General features: G+C 52.3%; 23 protein-coding genes. 14 read left to right on the top strand and 9 right to left on the bottom strand.

Features of this window, described 5'->3' with window-relative positions; all coding sequences use genetic code 11:
- Nucleotides 1–43: 43 nt before the first annotated feature.
- Genes LC084_RS22050 through LC084_RS22040 form a run of 3 tightly spaced genes read left to right on the top strand, consistent with a single transcriptional unit; the run spans nucleotide 44 to nucleotide 3527 of the window.
- Entirely contained in the window at nucleotides 44–679 is a 636-nt protein-coding gene (locus tag LC084_RS22050) for a YjbF family lipoprotein (RefSeq protein ID WP_226574201.1), read from the top strand.
- On the top strand, nucleotides 679–1434 hold the full coding sequence (locus LC084_RS22045; protein ID WP_226574199.1) for a capsule biosynthesis GfcC family protein: 756 nt from the start codon (nucleotides 679–681) through the stop codon (nucleotides 1432–1434). Before LC084_RS22050 ends, LC084_RS22045 begins: the two co-directional genes overlap by 1 nt.
- Nucleotides 1434–3527, top strand: a complete 2094-nt coding sequence (locus LC084_RS22040) for a YjbH domain-containing protein (RefSeq protein WP_226574196.1) — start codon at nucleotides 1434–1436, stop codon at nucleotides 3525–3527. The genes LC084_RS22045 and LC084_RS22040 overlap by 1 nt, the downstream gene beginning before the upstream one ends.
- Here the strand turns inward: LC084_RS22040 and LC084_RS22035 are convergent.
- The gene (locus LC084_RS22035) at nucleotides 3514–4077 is read right to left on the bottom strand and encodes a GNAT family N-acetyltransferase (protein WP_226574239.1); all 564 of its coding nucleotides are present in this window, start codon (nucleotides 4075–4077) and stop codon (nucleotides 3514–3516) included. The two genes, LC084_RS22040 and LC084_RS22035, sit on opposite strands and share 14 nt — an antisense overlap.
- Before the next feature lie 46 nt (nucleotides 4078–4123).
- Nucleotides 4124–4777 (bottom strand): aspartate/glutamate racemase family protein, encoded by a 654-nt coding sequence (locus tag LC084_RS22030; RefSeq protein WP_226574194.1) that lies wholly within the window; start codon nucleotides 4775–4777, stop codon nucleotides 4124–4126.
- A gap of 145 nt (nucleotides 4778–4922) precedes the next feature.
- Here LC084_RS22030 and psiE point away from each other — a divergent pair, with 145 nt between their 5' ends.
- Nucleotides 4923–5336, top strand: a complete 414-nt coding sequence (gene psiE, locus LC084_RS22025; protein ID WP_036102976.1) for a phosphate-starvation-inducible protein PsiE — start codon at nucleotides 4923–4925, stop codon at nucleotides 5334–5336.
- Between the two features lie 123 nt (nucleotides 5337–5459).
- On the opposite strand, the gene malG is transcribed toward psiE, so the two are convergent.
- The 3 genes from malG to malE all read right to left on the bottom strand — a co-directional run bounded on the left by malG (nucleotide 5460) and on the right by malE (nucleotide 9174).
- A complete protein-coding gene (gene malG, locus LC084_RS22020; protein ID WP_226574193.1) occupies nucleotides 5460–6350 on the bottom strand; it encodes a maltose ABC transporter permease MalG in 891 nt (296 codons plus the stop codon).
- Between the two features lie 12 nt (nucleotides 6351–6362).
- Entirely contained in the window at nucleotides 6363–7907 is a 1545-nt protein-coding gene (malF, locus tag LC084_RS22015; RefSeq protein ID WP_226574190.1) for a maltose ABC transporter permease MalF, read from the bottom strand.
- Between the two features lie 76 nt (nucleotides 7908–7983).
- Nucleotides 7984–9174, bottom strand: a complete 1191-nt coding sequence (malE, locus tag LC084_RS22010) for a maltose/maltodextrin ABC transporter substrate-binding protein MalE (RefSeq protein WP_226574187.1) — start codon at nucleotides 9172–9174, stop codon at nucleotides 7984–7986.
- A gap of 376 nt (nucleotides 9175–9550) precedes the next feature.
- Between malE and malK the strand changes: the two genes are divergently transcribed.
- The 5 genes from malK (at nucleotide 9551) to ubiA (ending at nucleotide 14598) form a co-directional block, all read left to right on the top strand.
- Nucleotides 9551–10660: a maltose/maltodextrin ABC transporter ATP-binding protein MalK gene (malK, locus tag LC084_RS22005; protein WP_226574184.1), complete on the top strand. Its 1110-nt coding sequence runs from the start codon at nucleotides 9551–9553 to the stop codon at nucleotides 10658–10660.
- Nucleotides 10661–10699: 39 nt separating this feature from the next.
- Nucleotides 10700–11974, top strand: a complete 1275-nt coding sequence (locus LC084_RS22000) for a maltoporin (RefSeq protein ID WP_226574181.1) — start codon at nucleotides 10700–10702, stop codon at nucleotides 11972–11974.
- A 121-nt stretch (nucleotides 11975–12095) separates the two neighbouring features.
- The gene (gene malM / locus LC084_RS21995) at nucleotides 12096–13022 is read left to right on the top strand and encodes a maltose operon protein MalM (protein ID WP_226574235.1); all 927 of its coding nucleotides are present in this window, start codon (nucleotides 12096–12098) and stop codon (nucleotides 13020–13022) included.
- Nucleotides 13023–13204: 182 nt separating this feature from the next.
- Nucleotides 13205–13732, top strand: coding sequence for a chorismate lyase (gene ubiC, locus LC084_RS21990; protein ID WP_226574178.1), 528 nt, complete (start codon nucleotides 13205–13207; stop codon nucleotides 13730–13732).
- Nucleotides 13717–14598, top strand: coding sequence for a 4-hydroxybenzoate octaprenyltransferase (ubiA, locus tag LC084_RS21985; protein ID WP_226574175.1), 882 nt, complete (start codon nucleotides 13717–13719; stop codon nucleotides 14596–14598). Before ubiC ends, ubiA begins: the two co-directional genes overlap by 16 nt.
- Before the next feature lie 66 nt (nucleotides 14599–14664).
- Here the strand turns inward: ubiA and plsB are convergent, their stop codons facing one another.
- A complete protein-coding gene (gene plsB / locus LC084_RS21980) occupies nucleotides 14665–17103 on the bottom strand; it encodes a glycerol-3-phosphate 1-O-acyltransferase PlsB (protein WP_226574172.1) in 2439 nt (812 codons plus the stop codon).
- Nucleotides 17104–17233: 130 nt separating this feature from the next.
- On the opposite strand from plsB, the gene LC084_RS21975 reads away from it, so the two are divergent.
- From LC084_RS21975 to dinF, 3 genes are all read left to right on the top strand, one after another.
- A complete protein-coding gene (locus LC084_RS21975; protein ID WP_226574170.1) occupies nucleotides 17234–17602 on the top strand; it encodes a diacylglycerol kinase in 369 nt (122 codons plus the stop codon).
- A 169-nt stretch (nucleotides 17603–17771) separates the two neighbouring features.
- Nucleotides 17772–18386, top strand: coding sequence for a transcriptional repressor LexA (lexA, locus tag LC084_RS21970; RefSeq protein ID WP_226574167.1), 615 nt, complete (start codon nucleotides 17772–17774; stop codon nucleotides 18384–18386).
- 104 nt (nucleotides 18387–18490) lie between these two features.
- Nucleotides 18491–19816 (top strand): MATE family efflux transporter DinF, encoded by a 1326-nt coding sequence (dinF, locus tag LC084_RS21965; protein ID WP_226574164.1) that lies wholly within the window; start codon nucleotides 18491–18493, stop codon nucleotides 19814–19816.
- 1789 nt (nucleotides 19817–21605) lie between these two features.
- Here the strand turns inward: dinF and LC084_RS21960 are convergent.
- Entirely contained in the window at nucleotides 21606–21893 is a 288-nt protein-coding gene (locus LC084_RS21960) for a DUF1330 domain-containing protein (RefSeq protein WP_226574163.1), read from the bottom strand.
- Nucleotides 21894–21991: 98 nt separating this feature from the next.
- Nucleotides 21992–22429 carry a MarR family winged helix-turn-helix transcriptional regulator gene (locus LC084_RS21955; protein WP_226574160.1) on the bottom strand — a complete coding sequence of 146 codons (438 nt, stop codon included), beginning with the start codon at nucleotides 22427–22429 and terminating at the stop codon, nucleotides 21992–21994.
- A gap of 288 nt (nucleotides 22430–22717) precedes the next feature.
- Here LC084_RS21955 and LC084_RS21950 point away from each other — a divergent pair, with 288 nt between their 5' ends.
- The gene (locus tag LC084_RS21950) at nucleotides 22718–22927 is read left to right on the top strand and encodes a CsbD family protein (RefSeq protein ID WP_226574157.1); all 210 of its coding nucleotides are present in this window, start codon (nucleotides 22718–22720) and stop codon (nucleotides 22925–22927) included.
- A 57-nt stretch (nucleotides 22928–22984) separates the two neighbouring features.
- On the opposite strand, the gene zur is transcribed toward LC084_RS21950, so the two are convergent.
- Nucleotides 22985–23497: a zinc uptake transcriptional repressor Zur gene (zur, locus tag LC084_RS21945; RefSeq protein ID WP_226574153.1), complete on the bottom strand. Its 513-nt coding sequence runs from the start codon at nucleotides 23495–23497 to the stop codon at nucleotides 22985–22987.
- A 321-nt stretch (nucleotides 23498–23818) separates the two neighbouring features.
- Here zur and LC084_RS21940 point away from each other — a divergent pair, with 321 nt between their 5' ends.
- The gene (locus LC084_RS21940; RefSeq protein ID WP_404808888.1) at nucleotides 23819–25072 is read left to right on the top strand and encodes a conjugal transfer protein TraF; all 1254 of its coding nucleotides are present in this window, start codon (nucleotides 23819–23821) and stop codon (nucleotides 25070–25072) included.
- Nucleotides 25073–25100: the final 28 nt, after the last annotated feature.

Genomic DNA, 25100 nt, shown 5'->3' with positions numbered 1-25100 from the left:
TAACCACACTTCGGTGTGGTTATTTTGACCCCGGGGATGTGTGGTGAAACGACTGCTAATAATTATGATTTGCCTGCTTCTTCAGGCGTGTTCAGCAACCACAAAAGGGCTTGGGGTATCGTTGTGGGATAGCCTGTGGGGTGGTAACGGCGTCAAACTTACTGACGACGAAATCCAAAACATGCCTTATGCCAGCCAGTACGTTTCATTAAATGGCGGGCCTCGTATCTTTGTTGTTTTAGCCTGGGATGAGCAGGGCCAGGAAAAGTGGGCCACTCAGGATGGCGCTGTGCTGGTGGCACAACATGGGCGTCTGGTGAAAACACTGGGCCTGACAGATAACCTCCTTGAAGTGGATAACCTTAGCGTAGACCCGCTGGCGAATGTCGCGACGTTAAAGGATGGTGCGCAGTGGACCCGGCGCATAGGCTGGACTGAACACCAACAAGTGCGCTACGCCATTGCCCGCTCAACCTTTAACTGGGACGGCACCGATACCCTGAATATTGCCGGAAAAACGATGGCAGTGCGGGTGCTTAATGAAGACGTCACCACAGACGATGCAAGTTGGCAGAACCGCTATTGGGTTTCGTCCTCGGGGTTAATTCTCCAGTCTCGTCAGTATTTAGGTGGCGATTATTACCCGGTCACCCAGCTTTTGTTGAAGGCGGCACAATAATGAATTTGACAAAAACCGCACCGATTCTTTTTTTCCTCATGGCAGGGCTTGCAGCCAGCACCACTCCCGGCTGGGCGGCAGGTTCTGTAACAGTTCACACGTCAGGCAACAATACGCCGGTGCAACTGAAAAATGTTGCCAGACTGGCAGATGCCGTTACAGCACCACAGGTACATAGCGACTGGTGGCGGGGCGCGGTAATCAGCTATCAGGGTGCCAGCATCAAAATGGAACAGGAACACCAGAAATTACTGGCAGACCTGGATGCCCTTGCCACGGATGAAGGCGGCAACAGCGGTGCCGCAATTCAGGCTTTGCGTGCCCAGTTGGCGCTGGTGAAGGTGACAGGGCGGCAGTTAGTCCGCCTCGACCCGGACTGGTTACGGCTGCACAACCAACAGAATGTCCCCCTGGAAGGGCAATACCAGCTCTGGTTACCCACACAACCCAATACTGTGACCGTTCTTGGCCTGGTCAGCAAACCGGAAACGGTGGCATTTACGCCCGGAAAATCGGTGGCGGATTACCTGGATGACCAAAGCTTGCTGAGTGGCGCGGAGCGTAGCTATGCCTGGGTGATTTACCCGGATGGCAAAACTGAACAAGTCCCTGTGGCCTACTGGAATAAGCGCCATATTGAACCTTCTCCGGGTAGCCTGATTTTTGTTGGTTTTGGTTCGCATCTGTTCTCATCGTCATGGGATGCGCTGAATAAACGCATATTGACTTCCCTGACCCATCGGATACCAGATTGATGAAAAAAAAATATTTATACAGTCTGATGGCGATAGCCGTAGCAACGGCCTGTCATAATCAAAGTTGGGCTGCAGCACCGGGTGGAACAACACAATCTGACTTCGGTGGAGTCGGGTTACTTCAAACGCCCACTGCCCGCATGGCTCGTGAAGGCTCATTCAGCTTTAACTACCACGATAACGACCAGTACCGCTTTTATTCCGGTTCCATTCAGTTATTTCCCTGGCTGGAAACCACTCTGCGTTATACCGACGTGCGTACCCGTAAATACAGTAACGTAGAAGCGTTCTCGGGCAACCAAACCTACAAAGATAAATCTTTCGATATGAAATTGCGCTTGTGGGAAGAGGGTTATTGGTTGCCTCAAGTGGCCATTGGCCTGCGTGATATTGGCGGTACCGGGCTGTTTGACAGTGAATACCTGGTTGCCAGCAAAGCCTGGGGGCCGTTCGATTTCTCGCTTGGTATTGGCTGGGGCTACCTGGGCACCAGCGGCAATATCAAAAACCCCTTCTGTAGTGTCAGCGGCAGTTATTGCTACCGTGACACCAGCTACCATTCGGCGGGTTCACTCAGTGCTGACAATATGTTCCACGGCCCGAGCGCGTTATTTGGTGGGATTGAATACCAGACGCCGTGGCAGCCGTTGCGCCTGAAACTGGAGTATGAAGGTAACAACTACAGCGATGAATACGCTGGGGTAATCGAGCAGAAAAGTAAGTTTAACGTCGGGGCTGTTTACCGTTTATCCGACTGGGCCGATGCCAGCCTGAGTTATGAACGCGGTAACACGTTAATGTTTGGTTTTACCCTGCATACCAACTTTAACGATTTGCGCCATTACTGGACAGACAGCCGCCGCCCGGCGTATGAGCCGCAACCACAGGATGCTGTGCTGCAACATACTGTGGTAGCAAACCAGTTAACCCAACTGAAATATAACGCCGGGTATATCGATCCGAAAATCCAGATCAAAGGCGATACGTTGTATGTCTCCGGTGACCAGGCGAAATACCGCGATGGGGACGAAGGCGTGGTGCGTGCGAATCGCATCATCATGAATGATCTCCCGGCGGGTATTCGTACTATTAAGGTTAATGAAAGCAGCGTGAATTTGCCGCAGGTTACCACTGAAACCGATGTCGCCAGCCTGAAACGCCATCTGGAAGGTGAACCCCTGGGGCAGGAAACGCCGTTACTGCAAAAACGGGAAAATCCGGATATTCCAGATGACACAGAGCAAGGCTGGTATATCGAGAAAAGCCGCTTCAACTACTCGCTCGACCCGGTGCTGAACCAGTCTGTCGGTGGCCCGGAAAACTTCTACATGTACCAGTTAGGGGTAATGGGCACCGCGGATTACTGGCTGACCGACCACTTGTTAACCACTGGCAGCCTGTTCGTGAACCTGACTAACAACTACAGCAAATTTAATTACACCAGTAGTGACTCTGTGTTACCGCGTGTACGTACTCGTGTGCGTGAATATGTAGAAAACAATTACTACATCAATAACCTGCAAGCAAACTACTTCCAGTACCTGGGCAATGGTTTTTACGGCCAGGTATATGGTGGTTACCTGGAAACCATGTTTGGCGGGGTCGGGACCGAAGTGTTGTACCGCCCACTGGACAGCGACTGGGCGTTAGGTGTCAATGCTAACTACGTGAAACAGCGTGACTGGACCAGCCCCACAGACATGATGAAGTTCACTGATTACAGCGTGAAAACCGGCCATGTTACTGCATACTGGAACCCATCGTTTGCACCCGATGTGTTGATGAAGCTGAGTGTTGGGCAGTATCTGGCAGGCGACAAAGGGGCCACGCTTGAAGTGGCGAAACACTTTGACAGCGGGATTGTGGTAGGGACTTACGCCACTATCACCAATGTGTCGCCCGACGAATACGGCGAAGGGGATTTCACCAAAGGGGTGTATATCTCTGTTCCTATGGATCTGTTCAGTGCCTACCCGACACGCAGCCGTGCGCAAGTCAGTTGGTCACCACTTACGCGTGATGGCGGCCAGATGCTGGGCCGTAAATTTGACCTCTACAGCATGACCAGCGACCGCAGCGTTAACTTCCGTTAACCTGAGGCTTCCCCGGTGCAGTTGCTGGCCGGGGAAGTGACATCGCCATCAGTAAAATATCACTGGTTTGCGTTGCACTTTGGAATACCAGCTTCTTCATAACATGCATTCCCTGGCGCATGTAAAAACGCCGGGCTCCATGATTTTCTGCCAGCACTTCCAGCCACAATGACGTTTCGCCGTGGGCCATGGCCTGGGCAATTATCTCGTCAAAAAAAGCCTGCCCCAGCCCTTGCCCGGTAATACCTGGCAGCAAATAGATTTTGTTCAGAAACGCGCCCTGGGGCGAAGGATGTGCTAATTGCTCATGCCAGGTCAGTTCAGCAAAACCGACAGGTTTGCCTGCTTCGGCAATCAGCCACTGGTTGCCAGGCGTGCCCATTCGCTCACGAATAGCAGCAGGATCAAACGATTTATGCATGAATGCCTGCATCTCATGTGGGTTATGCCACAAGTGAGCAAAGTGGTGCTGATAACTTTCGGTGCCCAGTTGGTGAAGCAGGAAGGCATCGCCTTCCTGCGCTGTACGAAATGTGAAGGTATTGTTCATAGTCACAAAAGATAATACAGGCCTGCAAACAGGAAAATGCCCTGTGTTAAGACAACAACTGTGTTTTTAACTGCTCCAGAGCCAGATGTGGGCTGGTCAGTACTGGTGAGCAGGCTGGCAAATATTTACTGACACTGCTCATGGATGCCTGCGCCAGGGCGACACACTCGGCCCCCTCAGCCAGCGCCCGTTGTACCGCAGCAATAATCCGCTCGTGGTACAGGATTTGGTCACCTTGCAAAAAGGCATCCCAGGCACCGGGAATCAGCCGGGTTTCCAGCTCTTGCTCAGGTAGCTGGCGTGCCAGATCAAATAACACCTGGGTGGGTTCAACGGTTGTTTGGGTGGCACACAGCACCACAGTGCGTTTACCTTGTGCCATTGCCGCCTGTGCCAGAGCCCGGTCAACGCGTAATACCGGAATACTGGCGGGTGAGCGCTGGTTGAGCTTATCTACCGCCGGGCCAAGTGTTGAACAGGTGAGCAATACGGCATTGGCGTGATGGCTTAGTGCCAGGAGCACCCGTATCACATCATCTTCCAGAGCTGGCGTTAACCCGCCACTGGCCTCCGCCATGCGTAACAGTTGCGGCATCACGGTGTGTTTTAAGCAGCCGTCAGGCAGGCCAATATCCCTTGCTGCCTGCTCAAATAAAGCTTCATTGCCGGGTGCCGTGTGTAAACAGGCAATGCGAATCATAGGGACCTCCGGTTTATATCGGTATCACTCCGCATGAACAGATCCACAACTGAAATAGCACACTATGATAAAGAAAAAAATATGGATCTGGATCACATTTTTGCCGTATAACAGGCCAGAGACCGCAATTAAAGTGGAGTCGGCTATGACGTCATTAGCGCGTGCCCGTGTTGAGTTGATTTCGACAATTCTGCAAACCATCCTCAACCTGGGGCTGACCTGCCTTGGGTTAATATTGGTTATCTTTCTGGGTAAAGAAACCTTGCACCTTGCCGATGTGCTGTTCACTCCTAATGAACAGGCCAGTAAATACCTGCTGATTGAAGGGTTGGTGGTTTACTTTCTTTACTTTGAATTTATTGCCCTGATTGTGAAGTATTTCCAGTCAGGCTTTCATTTCCCGTTACGTTACTTTGTCTATATCGGTATTACGGCGATTGTGCGCCTGATAATCATCGATCATAAATCCCCCATTGATGTCCTTATCTACTCTGCCGCTATCCTGCTGTTAGTTATCACGCTATGGCTATGCAACAGCAGCAGGTTGCGCCGGGAATAGTGCACAAAAAAGTGGCGGCTTTTCAGGCCGCCAAAGACAGAGACAAGTTGGCTTAATAATGAGGGTTTGCAGTGGCATTACATCCCGCGCGTACAGGCAGTTTCGCGCGGGGGTGGAACACGGTTAGCCTTTAACACCGCCAGCGGTGAGGCCGTTAACCAGCCAGCGCTGCGCCAGCAGGAACACAACAGTAATGGGTATGGCCGACAACACTGCGGCAGCGGCAAAGTCGCCCCATAAATAGTTCTGTGGGTTCAGATATTGCTGCATACCTACAGCCAGGGTGTAGCTGTTTACGTCACGTAGCAGCAGTGAGGCAACCGGCACTTCGGTAATTGCGGCAATGAACGACAGAATAAATACTACCGCCAGAATCGGTACCGATAACGGCAGCAACACCAGGCGGAAAGCCTGCCACGGGCTGGCACCATCCAACGCTGCCGCTTCTTCTAGCGAGCCATCAATCGTTTCGAAATAGCCTTTAATCGTCCAGACATGCAGTGCAATACCGCCGAGGTAGGCAAAAATCACCCCGCCATGGGTATTCAGGCCAATAAACGGAATGTACTGGCCCAGACGGTCAAACAATGCATACAACGCCACCAGTGACAGCACTGCGGGGAACATTTGGAAAATCAGCATTCCTTTGAGCAGTGTTGCTTTGCCGGGGAAACGCATCCGCGCAAAGGCATAAGCGCAGGTGGTGGACAGTGCCACAATACCAATTGCGGTAATCCCGGCGATTTTGACGGAGTTCCACAGCCACAACAGCACCGGGAAGGGGGGCGGAGTGACCCGCCCGTCGGCATGTTGCACGCTGAACCCCAGCGCCAGTTTCCAGTGTTCCCAGGAAATTTGATCGGGGATCAGGCTGCCCGTTGCGAAGTTACCGGAGCGTAGCGATATCGCCACCACCATTAACAGCGGGAACATGATGGCTGCAATAAATAACAGCAACAGTAAGTGAGTGGTCAGCAAACATAATTTTTGCGATTTGGGTTGCACCATAGCCATGATGATTCCTCCTTAATCAAACTTCATGCGGGTGGCTTTCAGGTTCACGACAGCCAGTGCGCCAACTAACAGGAATATAATCGTGGCGATGGCTGCCGCCAGGCCGAAGTCCTGCCCGCCGCCGCCTTCAAAGGCGATACGGTAGGTGTAGCTCACCAGTAAGTCGGTATAACCTGCCGGTGTGGTGGTGCCAAGCCGGTCCGGGCCGCCGTTGGTTAACAACTGAATCAGTACGAAGTTGTTAAAGTTAAACGCGAAACTGGCAATCATCAGCGGTGTTAACGGTTTAATCAGTAACGGCAGAGTAATGCGGAAGAAGTTCTGGAATGGGCCTGCGCCATCCATTGCTGATGCTTCATATAAATCTTCCGGAATCGCCTTTAACAGCCCCATGCACAGAATCATCATGTAGGGATAACCCAACCAGGTGTTGACGATGATAATCATGCTGCGGGCAGTGGTCGGGTCGCTGAACCAGGCAGGTTTGATGCCAAACAACGCACTCAGCATCATGTTGATTTCACCGAAGCTTTGGTTAAACAACCCCTTGAAAATCAGGATAGAAATAAACGATGGCACCGCATAAGGCAAAATGAGCAGCACCCGGTAAATCGCTTTGCCTTTCAACGATTCCCACTGTACCAGGCAGGCCAGCACCATACCGACGGCAACCGTCAGGAAAACAGTGAGAGCAGAGAAAACAATGGTCCAGATAAAAATGGCGAAGAAGGGTTGTTTAATGCCTTCATCGGTAAACACGCGGGTAAAGTTATCCCAGCCAATGGTAACGGTGTAGCCTGGGCTCAGTTGTTCACTCGCCCAGTTACCGCTGGCATCCACAGCCTGGTAAAAGCCGATTTTTGCGTTCGGGCGGTATATCACACCGGTTTGGTTGTTGGTCAGGCTGTTATCTTTGCCCAGTGTATATAAAGGCCGCGTGCCGGAAAATTCACGTAAGGAACTCATCACCAACCCCGGATTGCCGGGAATATCTGCGGTGATTTCGCCAAGTGCCTGGCGGTTTTGGGTAATCACGCGCAGGTTGGCGCGGTCTGTTGCTGGCAGGGCATCAACCGGGGACAGCGTTAAATGTTGCTTGCCGCTCAGCGTAATCGGTTCAGAAAGGTAGTTTTTCTCTTCAGCCGTATCTGTCAGTGCCAGTTGCCATTTGTCACCAGCAGGGTAGAGCGCAAATCGGACACTTTTCCCCGCCTGGTATTGGCGGTCCATCAGCACTTGTTGTGCGCGTTCAAACGTTAACTGGTTGGTGCTGCTGTAGTTGGTGAACGCAATGGCAATAGTACAAACCAGCGGAAAAAGTACAAATAACCCCATTCCGGCCAGTCCTGGATACACATAACGCCAGGCGTAGGTACGGCGGTTGGCGAAAATATATAAACCCAGACTACTGATAATCAAGGTCATTATGGCAAACAGGTACTCCCCCTGGGCGTACATCACTACCACAAGATAACCTACCAGTAGACCAAGCAAGGCGATAACAGACCATTTGAGACTGTCGCTTTGCCACCAGTGGCTCTTTTTCATCACATCCATGGGGTCTTCCTCTACTACGGGGACTGCGGGGTATCAGGCACCTTCTCCCTGCCGGGAGAAGGTGGTGACTGATGGTTTATTTAGTAATACGTGTTTCTGCGTCTTTCAGTGCCGCATCAACAGACTGGCGGCCAGTCACGGCGTTAATTACAGCGGTACGAACGGAATACCAGAATGCAGACATCTGCGGGATATTCGGCATGATTTCACCGGTCTGGGCGTTCGCCATGGTGGCAGCAATGCGCGGGTCTTTCTCCAGCACTTCCTGGTAAGATTTCAGCGCAACAGCACCCAGTGGTTTATCTTTGTTCACGGTTTCCAGGCCCTGATTAGTCATCAGGTAGTTTTCCAGGAACTCTTTAGCCAGCTCTTTGTTCGGGCTGGCCGCGTTAATCCCGGCGCTCAGTACACCAACAAACGGTTTTGAGGCTTTACCTTTAAAGGTTGGCAGCAGAGTTACACCGTAGTTGATTTTGCTCTTATCGATATTCGCCCAGGCCCACGGACCGTTAATGGTCATCGCGGTTTCGCCTTTGTTGAATGCCGCTTCAGCAATCGAGTAGTCGGTGTCGCCGTTCATGTGTTTGTTTTTAATCAGGTCAACCAGGAAGGTCAGGCCTGCTTTTGCACCGGCGTTATCCACACCCACATCTTTGACATCGTATTTGCCGTTTTCATATTTAAAGGCATAACCACCATCCGCGGCGATTAACGGCCAGGTGAAGTACGGCTCTTGCAGGTTGAACATCAACGCACTCTTACCTTCAGCACGCAGTTTCTTATCCAGTGCCGGAATTTCTTCCCAGGTTTTCGGCGGGGTTGGCAGCAAGTCTTTGTTGTAAATCAGAGATAAAGCTTCAACGGCGATCGGGTAGGCAATCAGTTTGCCATTGTAGCGAACGGCATCCCAGGTAAAGGGATAGAGCTTGTCCTGGAACGCTTTATCTGGCGTGATTTCAGCCAACAGGCCAGATTGCGCATATCCCCCAAACCGGTCGTGAGCCCAGAAGATAATATCCGGACCATCGCCTGTAGCGGCAACTTGCGGGAATTTCTCTTCCAGTTTGTCTGGATGTTCAACGCTGACTTTAATCCCGGTGTCCTGTTCAAACTTTTTACCCACTTCGGCCAGGCCGTTATAGCCTTTATCGCCGTTAATCCAGATAACCAGTTTGCCTTCTTCGATTTTGGCCAGAGCAGAGGCAGAAAACATCATTGTCGTCAGCGCAGACAACGCGAGGATACGTGCGCCGGTTTTAATTTTCATATGTTCCATCCTTTAGGTGATATGCACGTGGGTACACTGTGTGGCTTTACCTGCGCCAGTGTCGGATTAGAACAGAAAAATCTCATCCTCCCTGGCACTACGCCGTAGGGTTACTTTGTGTGATCGGCTTCTCATAAATCCCGGTTATGTGGCCCGCAGCACACAAAACGGCACCAATTTTTGAAATCAGGATCACGAAAATCCCTGTCAGCCCACGATTTTTCCTGCTTGTGTGCGTTTCTCATCCTCCCGTCTCCTCCCCCATAAAAAAGCCATGGGTGGAGGATTTTCCTCACGACAAACTCCCTCATAGTCGGACACATCTTGTATTACCTGCCGCTGGGCGGGTTGAGTGATGGATGAAGGGAGAAGTTCGATGGCAAACGTGCAGTTACAGAACGTAACCAAGGCCTGGGGAGACGTAGTGGTGTCGAAAGACATCAATTTAACAATCAACGACGGCGAATTTGTCGTATTTGTTGGCCCGTCTGGCTGCGGTAAATCAACGTTATTACGCATGATTGCGGGTCTGGAAACCATCACCAGCGGTGATTTGTTCATTGGTGAAAAACGTATGAATGATGTCCCTCCCGCTGAACGTGGTGTGGGCATGGTCTTTCAGTCTTATGCGCTTTATCCGCATTTGTCGGTAGCGGAAAACATGTCTTTCGGCCTGAAACTGGCTGGAGCCAAAAAAGAGCTAATTAACCAGCGTGTTAACCAGGTTTCGGAAGTGCTGCAACTGGCCCACTTACTGGACCGTCGCCCGAAAGCGCTCTCCGGTGGGCAGCGTCAGCGTGTAGCGATTGGCCGTACCCTGGTCGCGGAACCACGAGTATTCCTGCTGGATGAACCGCTGTCTAACCTGGATGCGGCATTGCGTGTGCAAATGCGTATTGAGATCTCCCGTCTGCATAAGCGCCTGAAACGCACCATGATTTATGTCACCCACGACCAGGTCGAAGCGATGACTCTCGCCGACAAAATCGTGGTGCTGGATGCCGGGCGTATCGCCCAGGTCGGTAAACCTCTTGAACTGTATCACTACCCGGCAGACCGCTTTGTCGCCGGATTTATCGGCTCGCCCAAAATGAACTTCCTGCCCGTTAAAGTCACCGCCACCGCGCTGGAACAAGTGCAGGTTGAGTTACCTAACCGCCAGCATGTCTGGTTGCCAGTGGAAAGCACTGGGGTACAGGTGGGCGCCAACATGTCTTTGGGGATTCGCCCGGAACATTTACTGCCCAGTGATATCGCCGATGTCACCCTCGAAGGGGAAGTACAGGTGGTGGAACAACTGGGGCATGAAACACAAATCCATATTCAGATTCCGGCGCTGCGTCAAAACCTGGTTTACCGCCAGAACGACGTGGTGCTGGTGAAAGAGGGCGCGACATTCGCCATTGGCTTGCCGCCAGAGCGCTGCCACTTATTCAAGGAAGATGGCACAGCCTGCCGTCGGTTGCATCAGGAGCCAGGTGTTTAAGTGACCCTCACAATAAAAGCAATGACCTCAGGAGATAGAATGATGATTACTCTGCGCAAACTTCCCCTGGCTATCGCAGTGGCTGCGGGTGTGATGTCTGCTCAGGCGCTGGCCGTTGACTTCCACGGTTATGCTCGTTCCGGTATTGGCTGGACGGGTAGTGGCGGTGAACAGCAGTGCTTTACCGCCACCGGCGCGCAAAGCAAATACCGTCTGGGTAACGAATGCGAAACCTACGCGGAATTAAAACTGGGACAGGAAGTGTGGAAAGAAGGCGATAAAAGCTTCTATTTCGACACTAACGTCGCTTACTCAGTTTCTCAGATGGATGACTGGGAATCTACCAGCCCGGCATTTCGTGAAGCCAACGTTCAGGGTAAAAACCTGATTGATGCACTGCCAGGCTCCACCATTTGGGCCGGTAAACGCTTCTACCAACGTCATGACGTTCACATGATCGACTTCTACTACTGGGATATTTCAGGTCCTGGTGCCGGTCTGGAAAACGTAGATCTCGGCTTTGGTAAGTTGTCTGTTGCTGCAACCCGTAACTCTGAAACTGGTGGTTCTTACACCTTCACCAGCGACCGTGCACATGAAGAGGCCTCCAAAACCGCCAACGACGTATTTGACGTGCGTTTAGCAGGCCTGGAAGTGAACCCTGGCGGTATGCTGGAACTGGGTGTGGATTATGGCCGTGCCAACCCGCGTGACAACTACCGCCTGGCAGATGGCGCAACCAAAGACGGTTACATGTTCACTGCTGAACATACTCAGTCTATTGGCGGCGGCTTCAACAAGTTTGTTGTTCAGTATGCAACCGATGCAATGACCACCTGGAACAGTGGTCATGCGCAGGGCACTTTGAACAACGACGGCCACATGATTCGTGTTCTGAACCATGGCGCAATCGACTTCAACGACAAATGGGCACTGATGTATGTCGGTATGTATCAGGATATCGACATGGACAGCAAGAACGGCAGCACCTGGTACACCGTGGGCGTACGCCCAATGTACAAATGGACGCCAATCATGAGCACCTTGCTGGAAGTGGGCTACGACAACGTCAAATCACAGAACGCTGGCAAGCACAACGACCAGTACAAAGTGACCCTGGCCCAACAATGGCAGGCTGGCGACAGCATTTGGTCTCGCCCGGCTCTGCGCCTGTTCGCCACCTACGCCAAGTGGGATGAAAAATGGGGCTACAACGACAGCGGTTACGCAGCTGCCGATACCAGCACCACCACCTACAGCCGTGGTGACAACGATGAGTGGACCTTCGGTGCTCAGATGGAAATCTGGTGGTAAGCCTGAAGACTACAACGCGTTAGACCAGAGGGGGGCAACCCCCTCTTTCACAGACCCAAATTGATTCTGAATACGGATACGCGCTATTGCCTGGCCACCGTATCCCGTTGCTACCGAGGTCATAACAATGAAAAAACGTCTCGTTGCCCTTTGCCTGAGTGCAGGGCTGCTCGCCGCTGTTCCCGCAATCTCCCTTGCAGCAGTAGACCTGGTGCCACAAAACCTCGCCGGGGCTCCTACTTTTAGTGCAAGTTCCCTCCAGCAACTGACCTGGCAGCCGTTGAATTCAGGCCAGAATGTGGAAGTTAAGCTGGCAACACAAGGCCAGCAACTGAATAATCCGGGCATTACCGGGCCGGTTGCAGCTTACAGCGTACCCGCCAATATTGGTGAGCTTACAATTACACTAACCAGTGAAGTGGCGCAGAACCGGGTCTATGCCCCGAATGTGCTGGTACTGGACCAGAATATGAACCCGTCGGCTTGGTTTCCGGCGAGTTTCTTTACCTATCAACAACCGGGTGTAATGGCCGCCGACCGGCTGGAAGGCACCCTGAAACTGACGCCTGCATTAGGGCAGCAGAAAATTTACTTACTGGTATTCACAACCCCGCAGGATTTACAACGCACAACGACATTGATTGCCCCGGCCAAGGCTTACGCAAAAGGCGCGGGTAACGCCATTCCGGATATTCCAGATCCGGTGGCGCAGCACGGCACAGAAGGTACGCTCAAACTGAAAGTGAAAACCTCTTCTGGTGCCAGCATTCTGGTAGGACCTATCTTTGGTTCTTCAGCCAGCACCCCAGCGGTTACTGTCGGGAATACTGCCACGGCGGTTGCGCCTGTTGCGGCACCAGCACCGGCTCCGGTGAAGAAAACTGAGCCCATGTTGAATGACACTGAAGATTACTTTAACCAGGCTATCAAGCAGGCCGTGGCGAAAGGTGATGTAGATAAGGCATTGAAATTACTCGATGAAGCTGAACGTCTTGGTTCCACCAGCGCACGTAAAACCTTTATCAGTAGTGTAAAAGGCAAGGGGTAATCACCCCACATTGCTGATCTTGTAAGCCTTGGTGCGCGTCTGCGCACCTTTTTTCCACAGACAGACTGGCCTGCGGCCGTTGGCTTTTTGTTACATAGCTGTTGGTTTCTGCTATTTTCCTGCCACACCCTTTTCATGTTCTGCGTTACAATGCCCACTGTTTTTTTTGGAGACTGTTGGGCATGATGCACCCTGCTTTAGCGCAATTACGGGCGCTGTCTTTCTCCGACACACTGCCGGATAACCTGTCGGCCTGGCTGCGAGACTGGCTGTTGTTGGAAGACTCAATGACAAAGCGTTTTGAACGCTGTTGCAGCAAGGTCAGTGTGACGCTGCTATCGGAAGGCTTTGTAACGCCGGAACAGGTGGGTGAAGACGCCGACTGGTTACCCCGTGAATCACTATACTGGTTACGGGAAATTATTTTATTGGGCGATGATACGCCCTGGCTGGTGGGGCGCACGGTAGTCCCCGAGTCCACGCTGAACGGCCCGGAGCTGGCGTTACAGCGTCTGGGCACCACGCCGCTTGGCCGGTACTTGTTTACCGCCTCGGCCCTGACACGCGATTTTATTCACCCGGGGCGCAGTGAAACCTTATGGGGGCGCCGTTCCCGCCTCCGTTTGTCGGGCAAACCATTATTACTGACCGAACTGTTTTTACCTGCGTCACCGTTGTATCAAGAGGATGAAAAATGGAGTGGAGTCTGACGCAGAAGAATAAACTGCTGGCATTTCACCGGCTCATGCGTACTGACAAACCGATTGGCGCGTTACTGTTACTCTGGCCTACTTTATGGGCGCTATGGCTTGCAGCGCCTGGTGTCCCGCCATTAACGATTCTGCTGGTGTTCATCGCTGGCGTTTGGTTAATGCGTGCCGCGGGTTGTGTGGTGAATGACTTCGCCGACCGCAAATTTGACGGGCATGTCAAACGTACAGCACGCCGGCCATTGCCCAGTGGTGATGTAACAGTACGTGAAGCGATTACATTGTTTGGTGTGCTGGTATTACTGGCTTTCGTGCTGGTGCTTACCCTGAACACTATGACAATTCTGCTGTCTGTCGCCGGGCTGGCACTGGCCTGGGTATACCCGTTTATGAAGCGTTACACCCATTTACCCCAGGTCGTTTTAGGGGCCGCGTTTGGCTGGTCGATTCCCATGGCGTTTTCGGCGGTGAGCGAACAGTTGCCGCTGAGTTGCTGGTTACTGTTTTTAGCCAATATCCTTTGGGCTGTCGCTTATGACACGCAATATGCCATGGTGGACAGAGATGACGACCTGAAGATAGGCGTGAAATCCACCGCTATTCTGTTCGGGCGTTATGACAAACTGATTATTGGCATATTGCAGGTGGCGGTGCTGGCGCTGTTAGTGCTGGTGGGGTTGCTTAACCACCTGAGCGGGGCGTTTTACTGGTCGCTGTTGCTTGCCGCAGGGCTGTTTTCATACCAGCAAAAACTCATTGCCGGGCGTGACCGGGATGCCTGTTTTAAAGCCTTTATGAATAACAACTATGTGGGGCTGGTGTTATTTTTAGGGTTGTTTGTCCACTATCTGCCGCCGTTATCCTGAGCGGCTATTATTGCGGGCATAAAAAATGGCGGGAATTCCCGCCATTTTTTCGCATACACTCAACAGTTATTGAGCCGGTGCGTCTTCGCCTTGTGATGCAGCGCTTTCAATTGTCAGGCGAATATCTGAGGTAATCAGTTCGGCCAGCAACTGGTAAACCTTCATGGTTTCTGTTGGCTCTGCATCACCGGTATCGCTGATATAGCCTTCATCACGCAGTGTCAGTACCAGTGAAGAGAACACCGCTTTATCGAAGAACTCCGGTGCGTTGATACCGTGCAGTACAGACAAACGCTGTGCCACAGTACGGCTCTCTTTCTCCAGTGTCCCGCGGTTAATCGTTGGGTTGGCACTCAGCAGCCAGAAGGTGATTGCATAACGCTGAATCGTCTCGCGTACCCCGGCCGCCAGCAACTGCAACGTACGTGAACGCGCAGGGTTCAGGCGGAAACGGCCACTGTCTTCCAGAATCAGGTTTTGCTGCACCAGCTCATTGAGCAGCGCATCCACCACAGAACTTAATGCTGCCTTATCCCAGTGCAGGAACAACTCGGCTTTAAGCATCGGGAACAGCACTTCTACCCGGCTCTGCAGATCCTCGCGCGTAATATTACGGTGTTGCGTAATAATCGAGGCCAGTAAAGACGGCATCACCAGCATATGCACAATGTTATTGCGATAGTAGGTCATCAGCACGGCCTGCTCACGTGGCAGAACGATAATATCGCCAATGGTGTCTTTTTCTACTTCGAACTTATTCATCTGCAACGCGTGATCAATCAGCTCGCTGGCCGACAATGCCGGGACGGTAGAATCCGGTGAATAAGGCACATTACGCAGCAGGCTCATGTAACACTCTAACTGCTCAGTCAGTTGTTCACGGGTAAGTGAACGCTGGCGAGAAGCAAGTAAAGCCGTACAACACAGGTTCATGGCGTTAGCCGCACCAGCATTGTTAATGCGCACCATCAGCGTATGAGCAATCTCGTTCACGCTGGGGGTTAACCATGGTGGGCGTATCGCTTCAATCGGGTCGATAGCATCGCGCCATTCTGGCACATGCTGGTTCAGCCAGTTAGTTAGCGGAATAGGTTCGCCAAAGTTGACATACCCCTGGCCCAGATTACGCAGCTTGCTCAGGCCGCGCATCATCTGGATAAGGCTCTCTTTCTCTTTCGTGGCACCACGCAACTCTTTCGCGTAGGTGCCCACTTCCATAACATGCTCATAACCAATGTAAATAGGCACCAGCGTAATCGGGCGGGTACCGCCACGCAGCATGGCCTGAATTGTCATGGACAGTGTGCCGGTTTTCGGGTCGAGCAGGCGGCCAGTACGTGAACGCCCCCCTTCAACAAAATATTCTACCGAATACCCACGGCTGAACAGCTCACCCAGGTATTCACGGAACACGGTTGAATAGAGTTTATTGCCTTTAAACGTACGGCGAATAAAGAAAGCACCCAGGCGGCGGAAGATCGGCCCGGCGGGCCAGAAGTTCAGGTTAATACCAGCAGCAATATGCGGCGGTACCAGCCCCTGGTGATACAGCACATAAGAGAGCAACAGATAATCCATATGGCTGCGATGGCAGGGAACATAAACCAGTTCGTGGCCTTCATGAGCCAACTGGCGTACCCGCTCAGCATTATGGACGTTAATGCCCTGATATAACCGGTTCCAGGTAAAGCCCAGCACGCGGTCCGTCATGCGGATGGCTTCATAGGAGAAGTTCGCGGCTATCTCTTCCATCAAGGCAACGGCATTTTGCTGTGCTTTTTCATGGGAGATTTTCTTGCTGCGCGCTTCATCTTCCACCGCTTTAGCAATAGCTTTTGAAGACAGCAATTTATTGAACAGATCCTGGCGAGCCGGTAAGCGCGGGCCTACAGCCGCAAGACGCAGCCGGGCAAAGTGCATACGTGCAACCCTTGCCAACTTCTGGGCGATAGTTTTGTCTGTGCCATGCTCGGTCGCCATCCAACGCAAAGAAACCGGCGGTGAAAAACGCACAAAGCTGTCGCGGCCCAGCCATAACACAGCAAAGAACTTCTGAATGCCGTTAAGCAGGCGCAGCGGCGGGTTTTCTTCGCCTTTTTCCCGGCCAGGTGAGCGGCCAAACATCACCGATACTGGCACCATCTGGACATCCAGATTGGGGTTGCTACGGTGCAGGTCCAGGTAATCATGAAACAGCTTGATAGACTCTTCTTTCGGCGTGTAATAGGTAAATACACGCGGCCCGCCATGTATAAAGACATAGCGCGGCAGACAAGCCCCGTCCACTTCAAGTGGCGTGAGTGGGTCTGGCAAATCGTGTGCCAGGCATTGTGCCCGTAATGTCAGTAAGTCTGCCTTTGAATTGTAAGGCAGCACGTACATAATAGGACGCGAGGTATCTAAACCCAATTCGGCGCAAGGATCCGCCGGAATAGATTTGCTTTTTACCAGCATACTTAATGGTAAATTCAGCAATTTGTAGTAAATTCGTGGCCAACCGGACATAAACGTTGTAAAGCCTCTGGTTAAAAACGCAAATGCGTCGCAAGAATAACAGAAACCCGTCGGGATTTCTGAGGAAGTTGCCTGCGCGACGCTACAGGCATTGACGCCACTAAGCTAAAAAGGTTCCTTCATGGCAAGTAACACCACTGGACTCACCCGAATCATTAAAGCAGCCGGCTACTCCTGGAAAGGTATTCGTGCCGCATGGAAAAATGAAGCCGCTTTTCGCCAGGAAGGGGTTGCTACTGTGCTGGCTATCTTTATTGCCTGTTGGCTGGATGTCGGTGCCATTGCTCGTGTGTTGCTTATCGGTTCCGTCACTCTGGTGATGATAATCGAAATTCTCAACAGTGCTATTGAAGCTATTGTTGACCGGGTGGGAACAGATTTTCACGAACTCTCTGGCAGGGCTAAAGATATGGGGTCCGCTGCAGTGTTGTTCGCAATTATACTCGCCCTGTTTACTTGGGGAAGTGTGCTCTGGTCTCATTTTTTCTGAGTTTTACCTGTAAAGAACGCCCGTCATTGTGGCTTTTGGGCTGTGGCGGGTTCCTCCTGGCGGCTTTATGGGATAAGTGCCTGGTTTTTTGCTTAATTGTGGTTTCAAAATCACCATTAACTGTATATACTCACAGCATAACTGTATATACACCCAGGGGGCGGAAGGAATGAAAGCACTTACTACCAGACAGCAGGAGGTCTACGATCTCATCCGGGATCACATTAACCAGACGGGGATGCCTCCAACCCGTGCGGAAATTGCGCAGCGTCTGGGCTTTCGTTCGCCCAATGCGGCAGAAGAACACCTGAAAGCACTGGCCCGTAAAGGGGTTATTGAAATCGTATCTGGTGCTTCTCGTGGTATTCGTCTGCTCCTGGAAGAAACTAATGATGACGGCCTGCCGCTGGTCGGCCGGGTTGCTGCCGGTGAACCTTTGCTGGCTCAGCAGCACATTGAAGGCCACTATCAGGTCGATCCTTCCCTGTTTAAACCACATGCTGATTTCTTACTGCGCGTTAGCGGTATGTCAATGAAAGACATCGGTATTATGGATGGCGATTTACTCGCAGTGCATAAAACGCAGGATGTGCGCAATGGCCAGGTCGTTGTAGCGCGTATTGATGATGAAGTAACCGTTAAGCGGCTGAAACAGCAAGGTAATACCGTGCAATTATTGCCGGAAAACAACGAATTTACGCCGATTGTTGTCGATTTACGCGAGCAAAACTTCACCATCGAGGGCCTGGCTGTGGGCGTTATTCGCAACGGCGATTGGCTCTGACCGAATCCTTAATCTGCTATGCTTTTACAGCCGTGATACAGCCAGCCTGTGTCACGGCTTTTTTGTGGGTGTTTTTCCCCAAACTTTTTTATCCGGGGTAAGTGATGCGATTTTTTTCCCGAACCGACCGGGCACTGTGGCGGCTTGCTATCCCCATGATTGTGTCCAATATCACTGTACCGTTATTGGGCCTGGTTGATACCGCCGTGATTGGGCATCTGGACAGCCCGGATTACCTCGGTGGTGTGGCTATTGGCGCAACGGCAACCAGTTTTCTGTTCATGTTGCTGCTGTTTTTGCGTATGAGCACCACCGGGTTAACAGCACAGGCTTATGGCGCAAGGGATGACCAGGGGTTGCTGCGGGCACTGATGCAGCCTTTGTTGCTGGCGTTAGTGGCGGGGGTTGCCATTGTGGTGTTTCGCACCCCATTAATTCATCTCGCGCTTACTGTTACCGGGGGCAGCGAAGCCGTGTTGGCTCAGGCACAGGCATTTTTATCGGTTCGCTGGCTGGGTGCCCCCGCTTCACTGGCTAACCTGGTGCTGTTGGGGTGGTTGCTAGGTGTTCAGTATGCTCGCGCCCCAGTTATTTTGCTGGTAGTGGGCAATGTGCTGAATATCGCGCTGGATATCTGGCTGGTAATGGGGCTGGGTATGAATGTGAAGGGTGCTGCGCTGGCAACCACCATCTCTGAGTATGTCACGTTGTTGCTGGGGCTGGTAATGGTCTGGCGGGTGTTGGTGATGCGGGGTATTCCCCTGTCAGGGCTGAAAACGGCGTGGTTCGGCAATATTCGGCGCTTGATGGCGTTAAACCGCGACATCATGCTGCGTTCTTTACTGGTTCAAGGGTGCTTTGCTTCTATCACTGTGTTGGGTGCCCGGCTGGGCGGCGACATTGTAGCGGTGAATGCATTATTGATGACATTGCTGACCTTTACTGCTTATGCACTGGATGGTTTTGCTTACGCAGTGGAAGCCCATTCTGGCCAGGCTTTTGGTGCCCGCAGCAAAGGGCAACTGTTGGCCGTATGGGGTGCAGCCTGCCGCCAGGCCGGTGTTGTTGCCTTGGGGTTCTCTCTGGTTTATGCCCTTGCCGGGCCACAAATTATAGGCTTACTCACTTCGCTACCGCAGTTACACCAATTAGCAGATAAATACTTATTCTGGCAGGTGTTGTTGCCAGTTGCCGGGGTATGGTGTTATTTGCTGGACGGGATGTTTGTTGGTGCGACCCGTGGGGCCGAAATGCGCAACAGTATGGCACTTTCCGCCGCCGGGTTTGCGGTGTGCCTGCTGACACTGCCGGGGTTTGGGAATCATGGGTTGTGGTTTTCTCTGGTGGTGTTTTTGGTGTTGCGCGGGGTGACGTTGGGGTGGTGCTGGCGGCGGCACTGGCGGGATGGGACGTGGTTTGAGGTGAAGTGAAAGTTATGTTCGTTTTGCGCTGATGCTGATGCTGATGCTGGTGCTGGTGCTGGTACTGGTTCGGTGAAAGTTCCGTTCACCTGAAGTGATGTGGTTAATGTGGCTTCACAGCCGGTGAACGTGTTAAGGGGCCCGCCCCTTAACAATCCGGTTTTTCGCGGGCAACCGGTGCTGCGCACTGCGTTCACCTCCGGGCAGTCAGCCTGCGGCCGGCTCGACTCGGCATCCATGCCTCGTTTCGCCTTATTCCGCCGTCCTGGCGGAATAACCTTGTCTTCCTTTCTGCGGTTCACCGGTTTTACGCGACTCAGCCAGCGCTGCAGGTGCGGGAATGCTTGTGTTGTCTGATGTGGCTGCGTTACGTTCACTGAACCGAATGCCGGTGTGGTGAAAGTTCCGTTCACTTCAAGTGATGTGGTCAATGTGGCTTCACAGACGGTGAACGTGTTAAGGGGCCCGCCCCTTAACAATCCGGTTTTTCGCGGGCAACCGGTGCTGCGCACTGCGTTCACCTCCGGGCAGTCATCCTGCGGCCGGCTCGACTCGGCATCCATGCCTCGTTTCGCCTTATTCCGCCGTCCGGGCGGAATAACCTTGTCTTCCTTTCTGCGGTTCACCGGTTTTACGCGACTCAGCCAGCGCTGCAAGTAGCGTGTTTTTTTGTGTGGTTCTGTGTGGCTGTGAGTTTTGTACCCGGTACGTCTGTATTTGTTTTTTCTGAGAGCTTACAAACGGGTGGGGTTAGTGGCCTCGAAATCGTTGAGGCGTGCCTGGCGGGCCGGGGCTGCCTGCAGGGATGCAGGCAGAGCGACGGGAGGCAGGAAGCCGACTCGGAGCGGTACCCGATAAGCCTGCCGGGGTAAGCCGAATGTCCGCGAAGCGGCGATTTTGCCAGCCACCAACGGGGGTGCAGGGGGGCCGGGCCCCCTGCGTGCGCCGTGCGCAGGCGGTGAGTGAAACTGGTGTTGCTGACACGGCGCGCAACCGGCGCTGTACTGGCAGAATATGGTTTGGGTTACATTCGCTGAACCTGTTGCCGGTTCGGTGAAAATTGCGTTCACTTGAAGTGATGAAGCTAATGTGGCTTCACAGACGGTGAACGTGTTAAGGGGCCCGCCCCTTAACAATCCGGTTTTTCGCGGGCAACCGGTGCTGCGCACTGCGTTCACCTCCGGGCAGTCCGCCTGCGGCCGGCTCGACTCGGCATCCATGCCTCGTTTCGCCTTATTCCGCCGTCCTGGCGGAATAACCTTGTCTTCCTTTCTGCGGCTCACCGGTCTTACGCGACTCAGCCAGCGCTGCAAGTGCGGGAATGCCTGTGTTGTCCGGTGTGGCTGTGAGTTTTGTACCCGGTACGTCTGTATTTGTTTTTTCTGAGAGCTTACAAACGGGTGGGGTTAGTGGCCTCGAAATCGTTGAGGCGTGCCTGGCAGGCCGGGGCTGCCTGCATGGATGCAGGCAGAGCGACGGGAGGCAGGAAGCCGACTCGGAGCGGTACCCGATAAGCCTGCCGGGGTAAGCCGAATGTCCGCGAAGCGGCGATTTTGCCAGCCACCAACGGGGGTGCAGGGGGGCCGGGCCCCCTGCGTGCGCCGTGCGCAGGCGGTGAGTGAAACTGGTGTTGCTGACACGGCGCGCAACCGGCGCTGTACTGGCAGATCATTTTACTGTGGCTGCGGTACGTTCACTGAGCCGGATGTCGGTTCGGTGAAAATCCCATTCACGCCAGTCTGGCGTGCCTGTAGACTCCAGACTCAGTTCAGTTTTGCAAAAAGAACACCCCCGTTGATCAAACCCCCTGAATCAATAACACCTGGTAGTCGGCACCCAAATTCCGGTGCTTTTTCGCTTTTTGGTAAGCATCGCTGTAGTACCAGGCTTTTGCGGCTTCCATATCCGGGAATGACAGAATCACCGCACCTTCGGCATCGTCGCCTTCAAGCGTGGTGATATCACCATAAAAAGCCAGCGGGGTAATAGGGTGGTTGCCACGCGCTTCGCCAGCCAGTTTGGCGTAGGTTTGCATTTCTTGTTCATCATGCGTGGTTTTGCGCACGAAAATCACATAAGCACTCATCGTTTCTCTCCGGGGATTGGCGGGTTAACTATAAAAGATAACGCCTATCATGGCAGAGTGCCCGTGGGTGTTTTTCGTGTTTCTTGCCTTTAACGCTATCAGGCGTTTTTGATTAACTGGTCGCGTAAGGTATCGAGTTGTTGCTTCAGCGTGATGAGTTCGGCCTGGTCGCAGGCGGAGGCGCACAAAATATGTTGGGGAATGGTTTCGGCTTGTTGCTGCAAGCCCCGGCCTTTATCCGACAGGCTGACAATCACCTGGCGTTCATCCTGTGTGGAGCGCTGGCGGGTAACCAAACCTGCAGCTTCCATGCGTTTCAGTAACGGCGTAAGTGTGGCGGAATCCAGGAACAGGCGTTCACCAATAGCCGAAACCGTTTGTTGGTCAGATTCCCAGAGGATCAGCAACACCAGATATTGGGGATAGGTTATCTCCAGAGGCTTAAGCACATTACGGTAGATTTTATTCAGCGCCAGGTTCGCGGAGTAGAGGGAAAAACACAGTTGGTTATCAAGGAGCAAATTTTCTGGTGGCATAAGCGGCAGGCCTTCACGGAGGATACCGCCAATGTTACCGCAACTTATTTTTTGGGGAAATCATTTTCCCCAGCGGGTTTTACAAGTTATTAACAGCGCTATGCAAGCGAGCGGAAAAGGCAGCGCTGTTTGAAGGAACTTACAGGCGGTATTGTTGGGGTTTATCAGTTAAACATTCTTAAAAAATAATCAAATACAATTTGATGAACTACAATTTTTCATGAAGTAAGCCAAACAAGCTGTCAGTAAACGGCACTGTTTCAATTAACCAACCGTGAGGACGCTGCGATGAATATAACGGAAATCAGTGGAGACTGGAAAATCATCAAAGGTAAGGTGAAAGAAGAGTGGGGCAAACTGACTGATGATGATTTAGAAGTCATTGAAGGGAAGCGTGACCAACTAATAGGACGAATTCAGGAACGTTATGGTTATGCAAAGGCCCGGGCTGAAGAGGAAGTGGCTGCCTGGGAAAAACGCGATGACTACCGGTGGTAAACCTGCTTTGATTCACAGTTACAGAGGGCTTCACGGCCCTCTGTAGACAAACTGTGGTTAGCGCTTTTTCTTGCCTGTTTCAGAATGATCATGCCCACAACTTTCCGGATGGCGGCAGCTCTCCACTTCCACGCATTGTGAACATAAGCCATGAGCTTCAATCACATTGTGGCGCAATGCAAACCCCATACTGGCCGCCAGGCCGTGCATAATGTCTTCTACGCCTTCCGCACACTCTTCTTTCACTGCGCCGCAACGGTCGCAAATAAACATGGCGGAGGTATGAGTGGGTTGGTCAAACAGGTGGCACAGCACGTAGCTGTTGGTTGATTCAACTTTATGAACAAACCCCTGCTCCAGCAAAAAATCCAGAGCACGGTAAACCGTGGGCGGTTTTGCCTGGGGTTCTGCAACACGTAATAAGTCCAGCAAGTCATATGCGCTTATCGACCCCTCCTGCTCGCTCATCAGGCGCAGCACTTCAAGGCGCTGTGGTGTCAGGCGTACATTGCGCTGCTGGCAAAGCTTTTCTGCCCGAGCTAACAGGTTTTGTGTCCCAGACTTGTCCATCCCGGCCCTCAACATGGTCGTAAAGAAGCTACTTTACCATGAACCGCTCAAAACACCGATATATACGCCACATTGCCGTTATTACCAGGACCAATCGATAGCCACCCTGTATCCCTTCGTCAAAAACCTTCACAAAAATCAAAACCCTGAACTATACATATGAGGTAGGTCACAAAATAACAATTTGTCCAGGATGGATACGTCTTTTCAAACACTGCAATAACCTGCTTTTTTCGCCGTTATTCACAGCAATAGCTTGCGGCTACCTGGGTGATAAAGAGGGTGGTCGAAAATTATTCACAATACCTGGACGGAATGCCTGTGAACAGAATAAGCAAAGTTTTAGTGGCGACCATGACTGCCACATTTTTGATTGCTCACCCGGCGTTGGCTGCCAATACCTGGGCCGAATCGCGGAGTGATGGGATGGGGGGAACAGGGGTAGCCTCTGCCAGTTATGGCAGCGGGGTACTGATAAACCCTGCTTTACTGGCGAAAGCGCACGATGATGACAATGTATCCGTTGTTTTGCCGTCTGTGGGTGTTGAGGTGTCAGATAAAGACAACCTGCAGGACGAAATTGACAACATCAGTGACAAAGTAAACACCTGGAAAGATGAACTGGGTAATATCACTTTGCTGAATTACACCCAGCAGTTGCCGCGGATTCAGGCTGCTGCAGGTGATTTGGCTGATGAACTGACTTACCTGGATGGCAAAACAGCCAGTGCTAAAGCAGCGGCTGGCCTGGCAGTTAGTATCCCCACCAGCACTATCTCTATGGCGTTTGTGACGAAAGCCTGGGCGCGTGCGCGGGTGAGTTCTTATATAGACCCCAATGATGTAACGCTCTTACAAGATATTGAGAACAGTACCGTAGCTGCGGCAGCCGCGGCACTGGACCCAAGTGCTGTTCAGGACAACCTGAAATCAACCGGCTTTGGCCGGGCGGCGATTGTCTCTGATTACGGCATTGCAGTGGCGAAGCAGTTTGATATTGGTGGTGTTCCCGTATCTGTTGGTGTAACTCCAAAACTGCAAAAAACCTGGCTGTATAACTACTCTGTTTCTATCTACAACTATGACAGTGACGACCTGCGTGACAGCAAATACCGTAACACCGACACCGGGTTTAACGTGGATGCAGGGATCGCGGCAGATTTTGGCGAACACTGGACTGTTGGCCTGAGCGGGCAAAACCTGGTCCCGCGCGATATCGATACTAAAGAGATCAACGGTTACAAAGATACTTTCCAGATCTCGCCACTGGTAACGGCAGGGGTTGCGTGGAGCAACGAGTTACTGACACTGACTGCCGATGGCGACCTGACAGAAACCAAAGGTTTTAAGAGCGAAGAGAACTCACAATACCTGAGAGCCGGGGCTGAAGTTCGCCCATTAAGCTGGTTGGCAGTGCGGGCGGGTTACCAGGCTGACATTAAAGGCAATGATAATAATGCGGTGACTGCAGGCCTGGGGTTTGCGCCATTTAACCGGGTTCACCTGGATATTAATGGCCTGGTGGGAGAAAAAGAAACATGGGGCGCGGGCGCGCAACTGACTTTCACCTTCTGATAAAACACACCCCGGTGGCAGTCGCTCG

The organism is Mangrovibacter yixingensis (assembly GCF_020523985.1).
In the GTDB taxonomy this organism is placed as follows: domain Bacteria; phylum Pseudomonadota; class Gammaproteobacteria; order Enterobacterales; family Enterobacteriaceae; genus Mangrovibacter; species Mangrovibacter yixingensis.
This window is presented reverse-complemented; position numbering and strand designations above follow the sequence as displayed.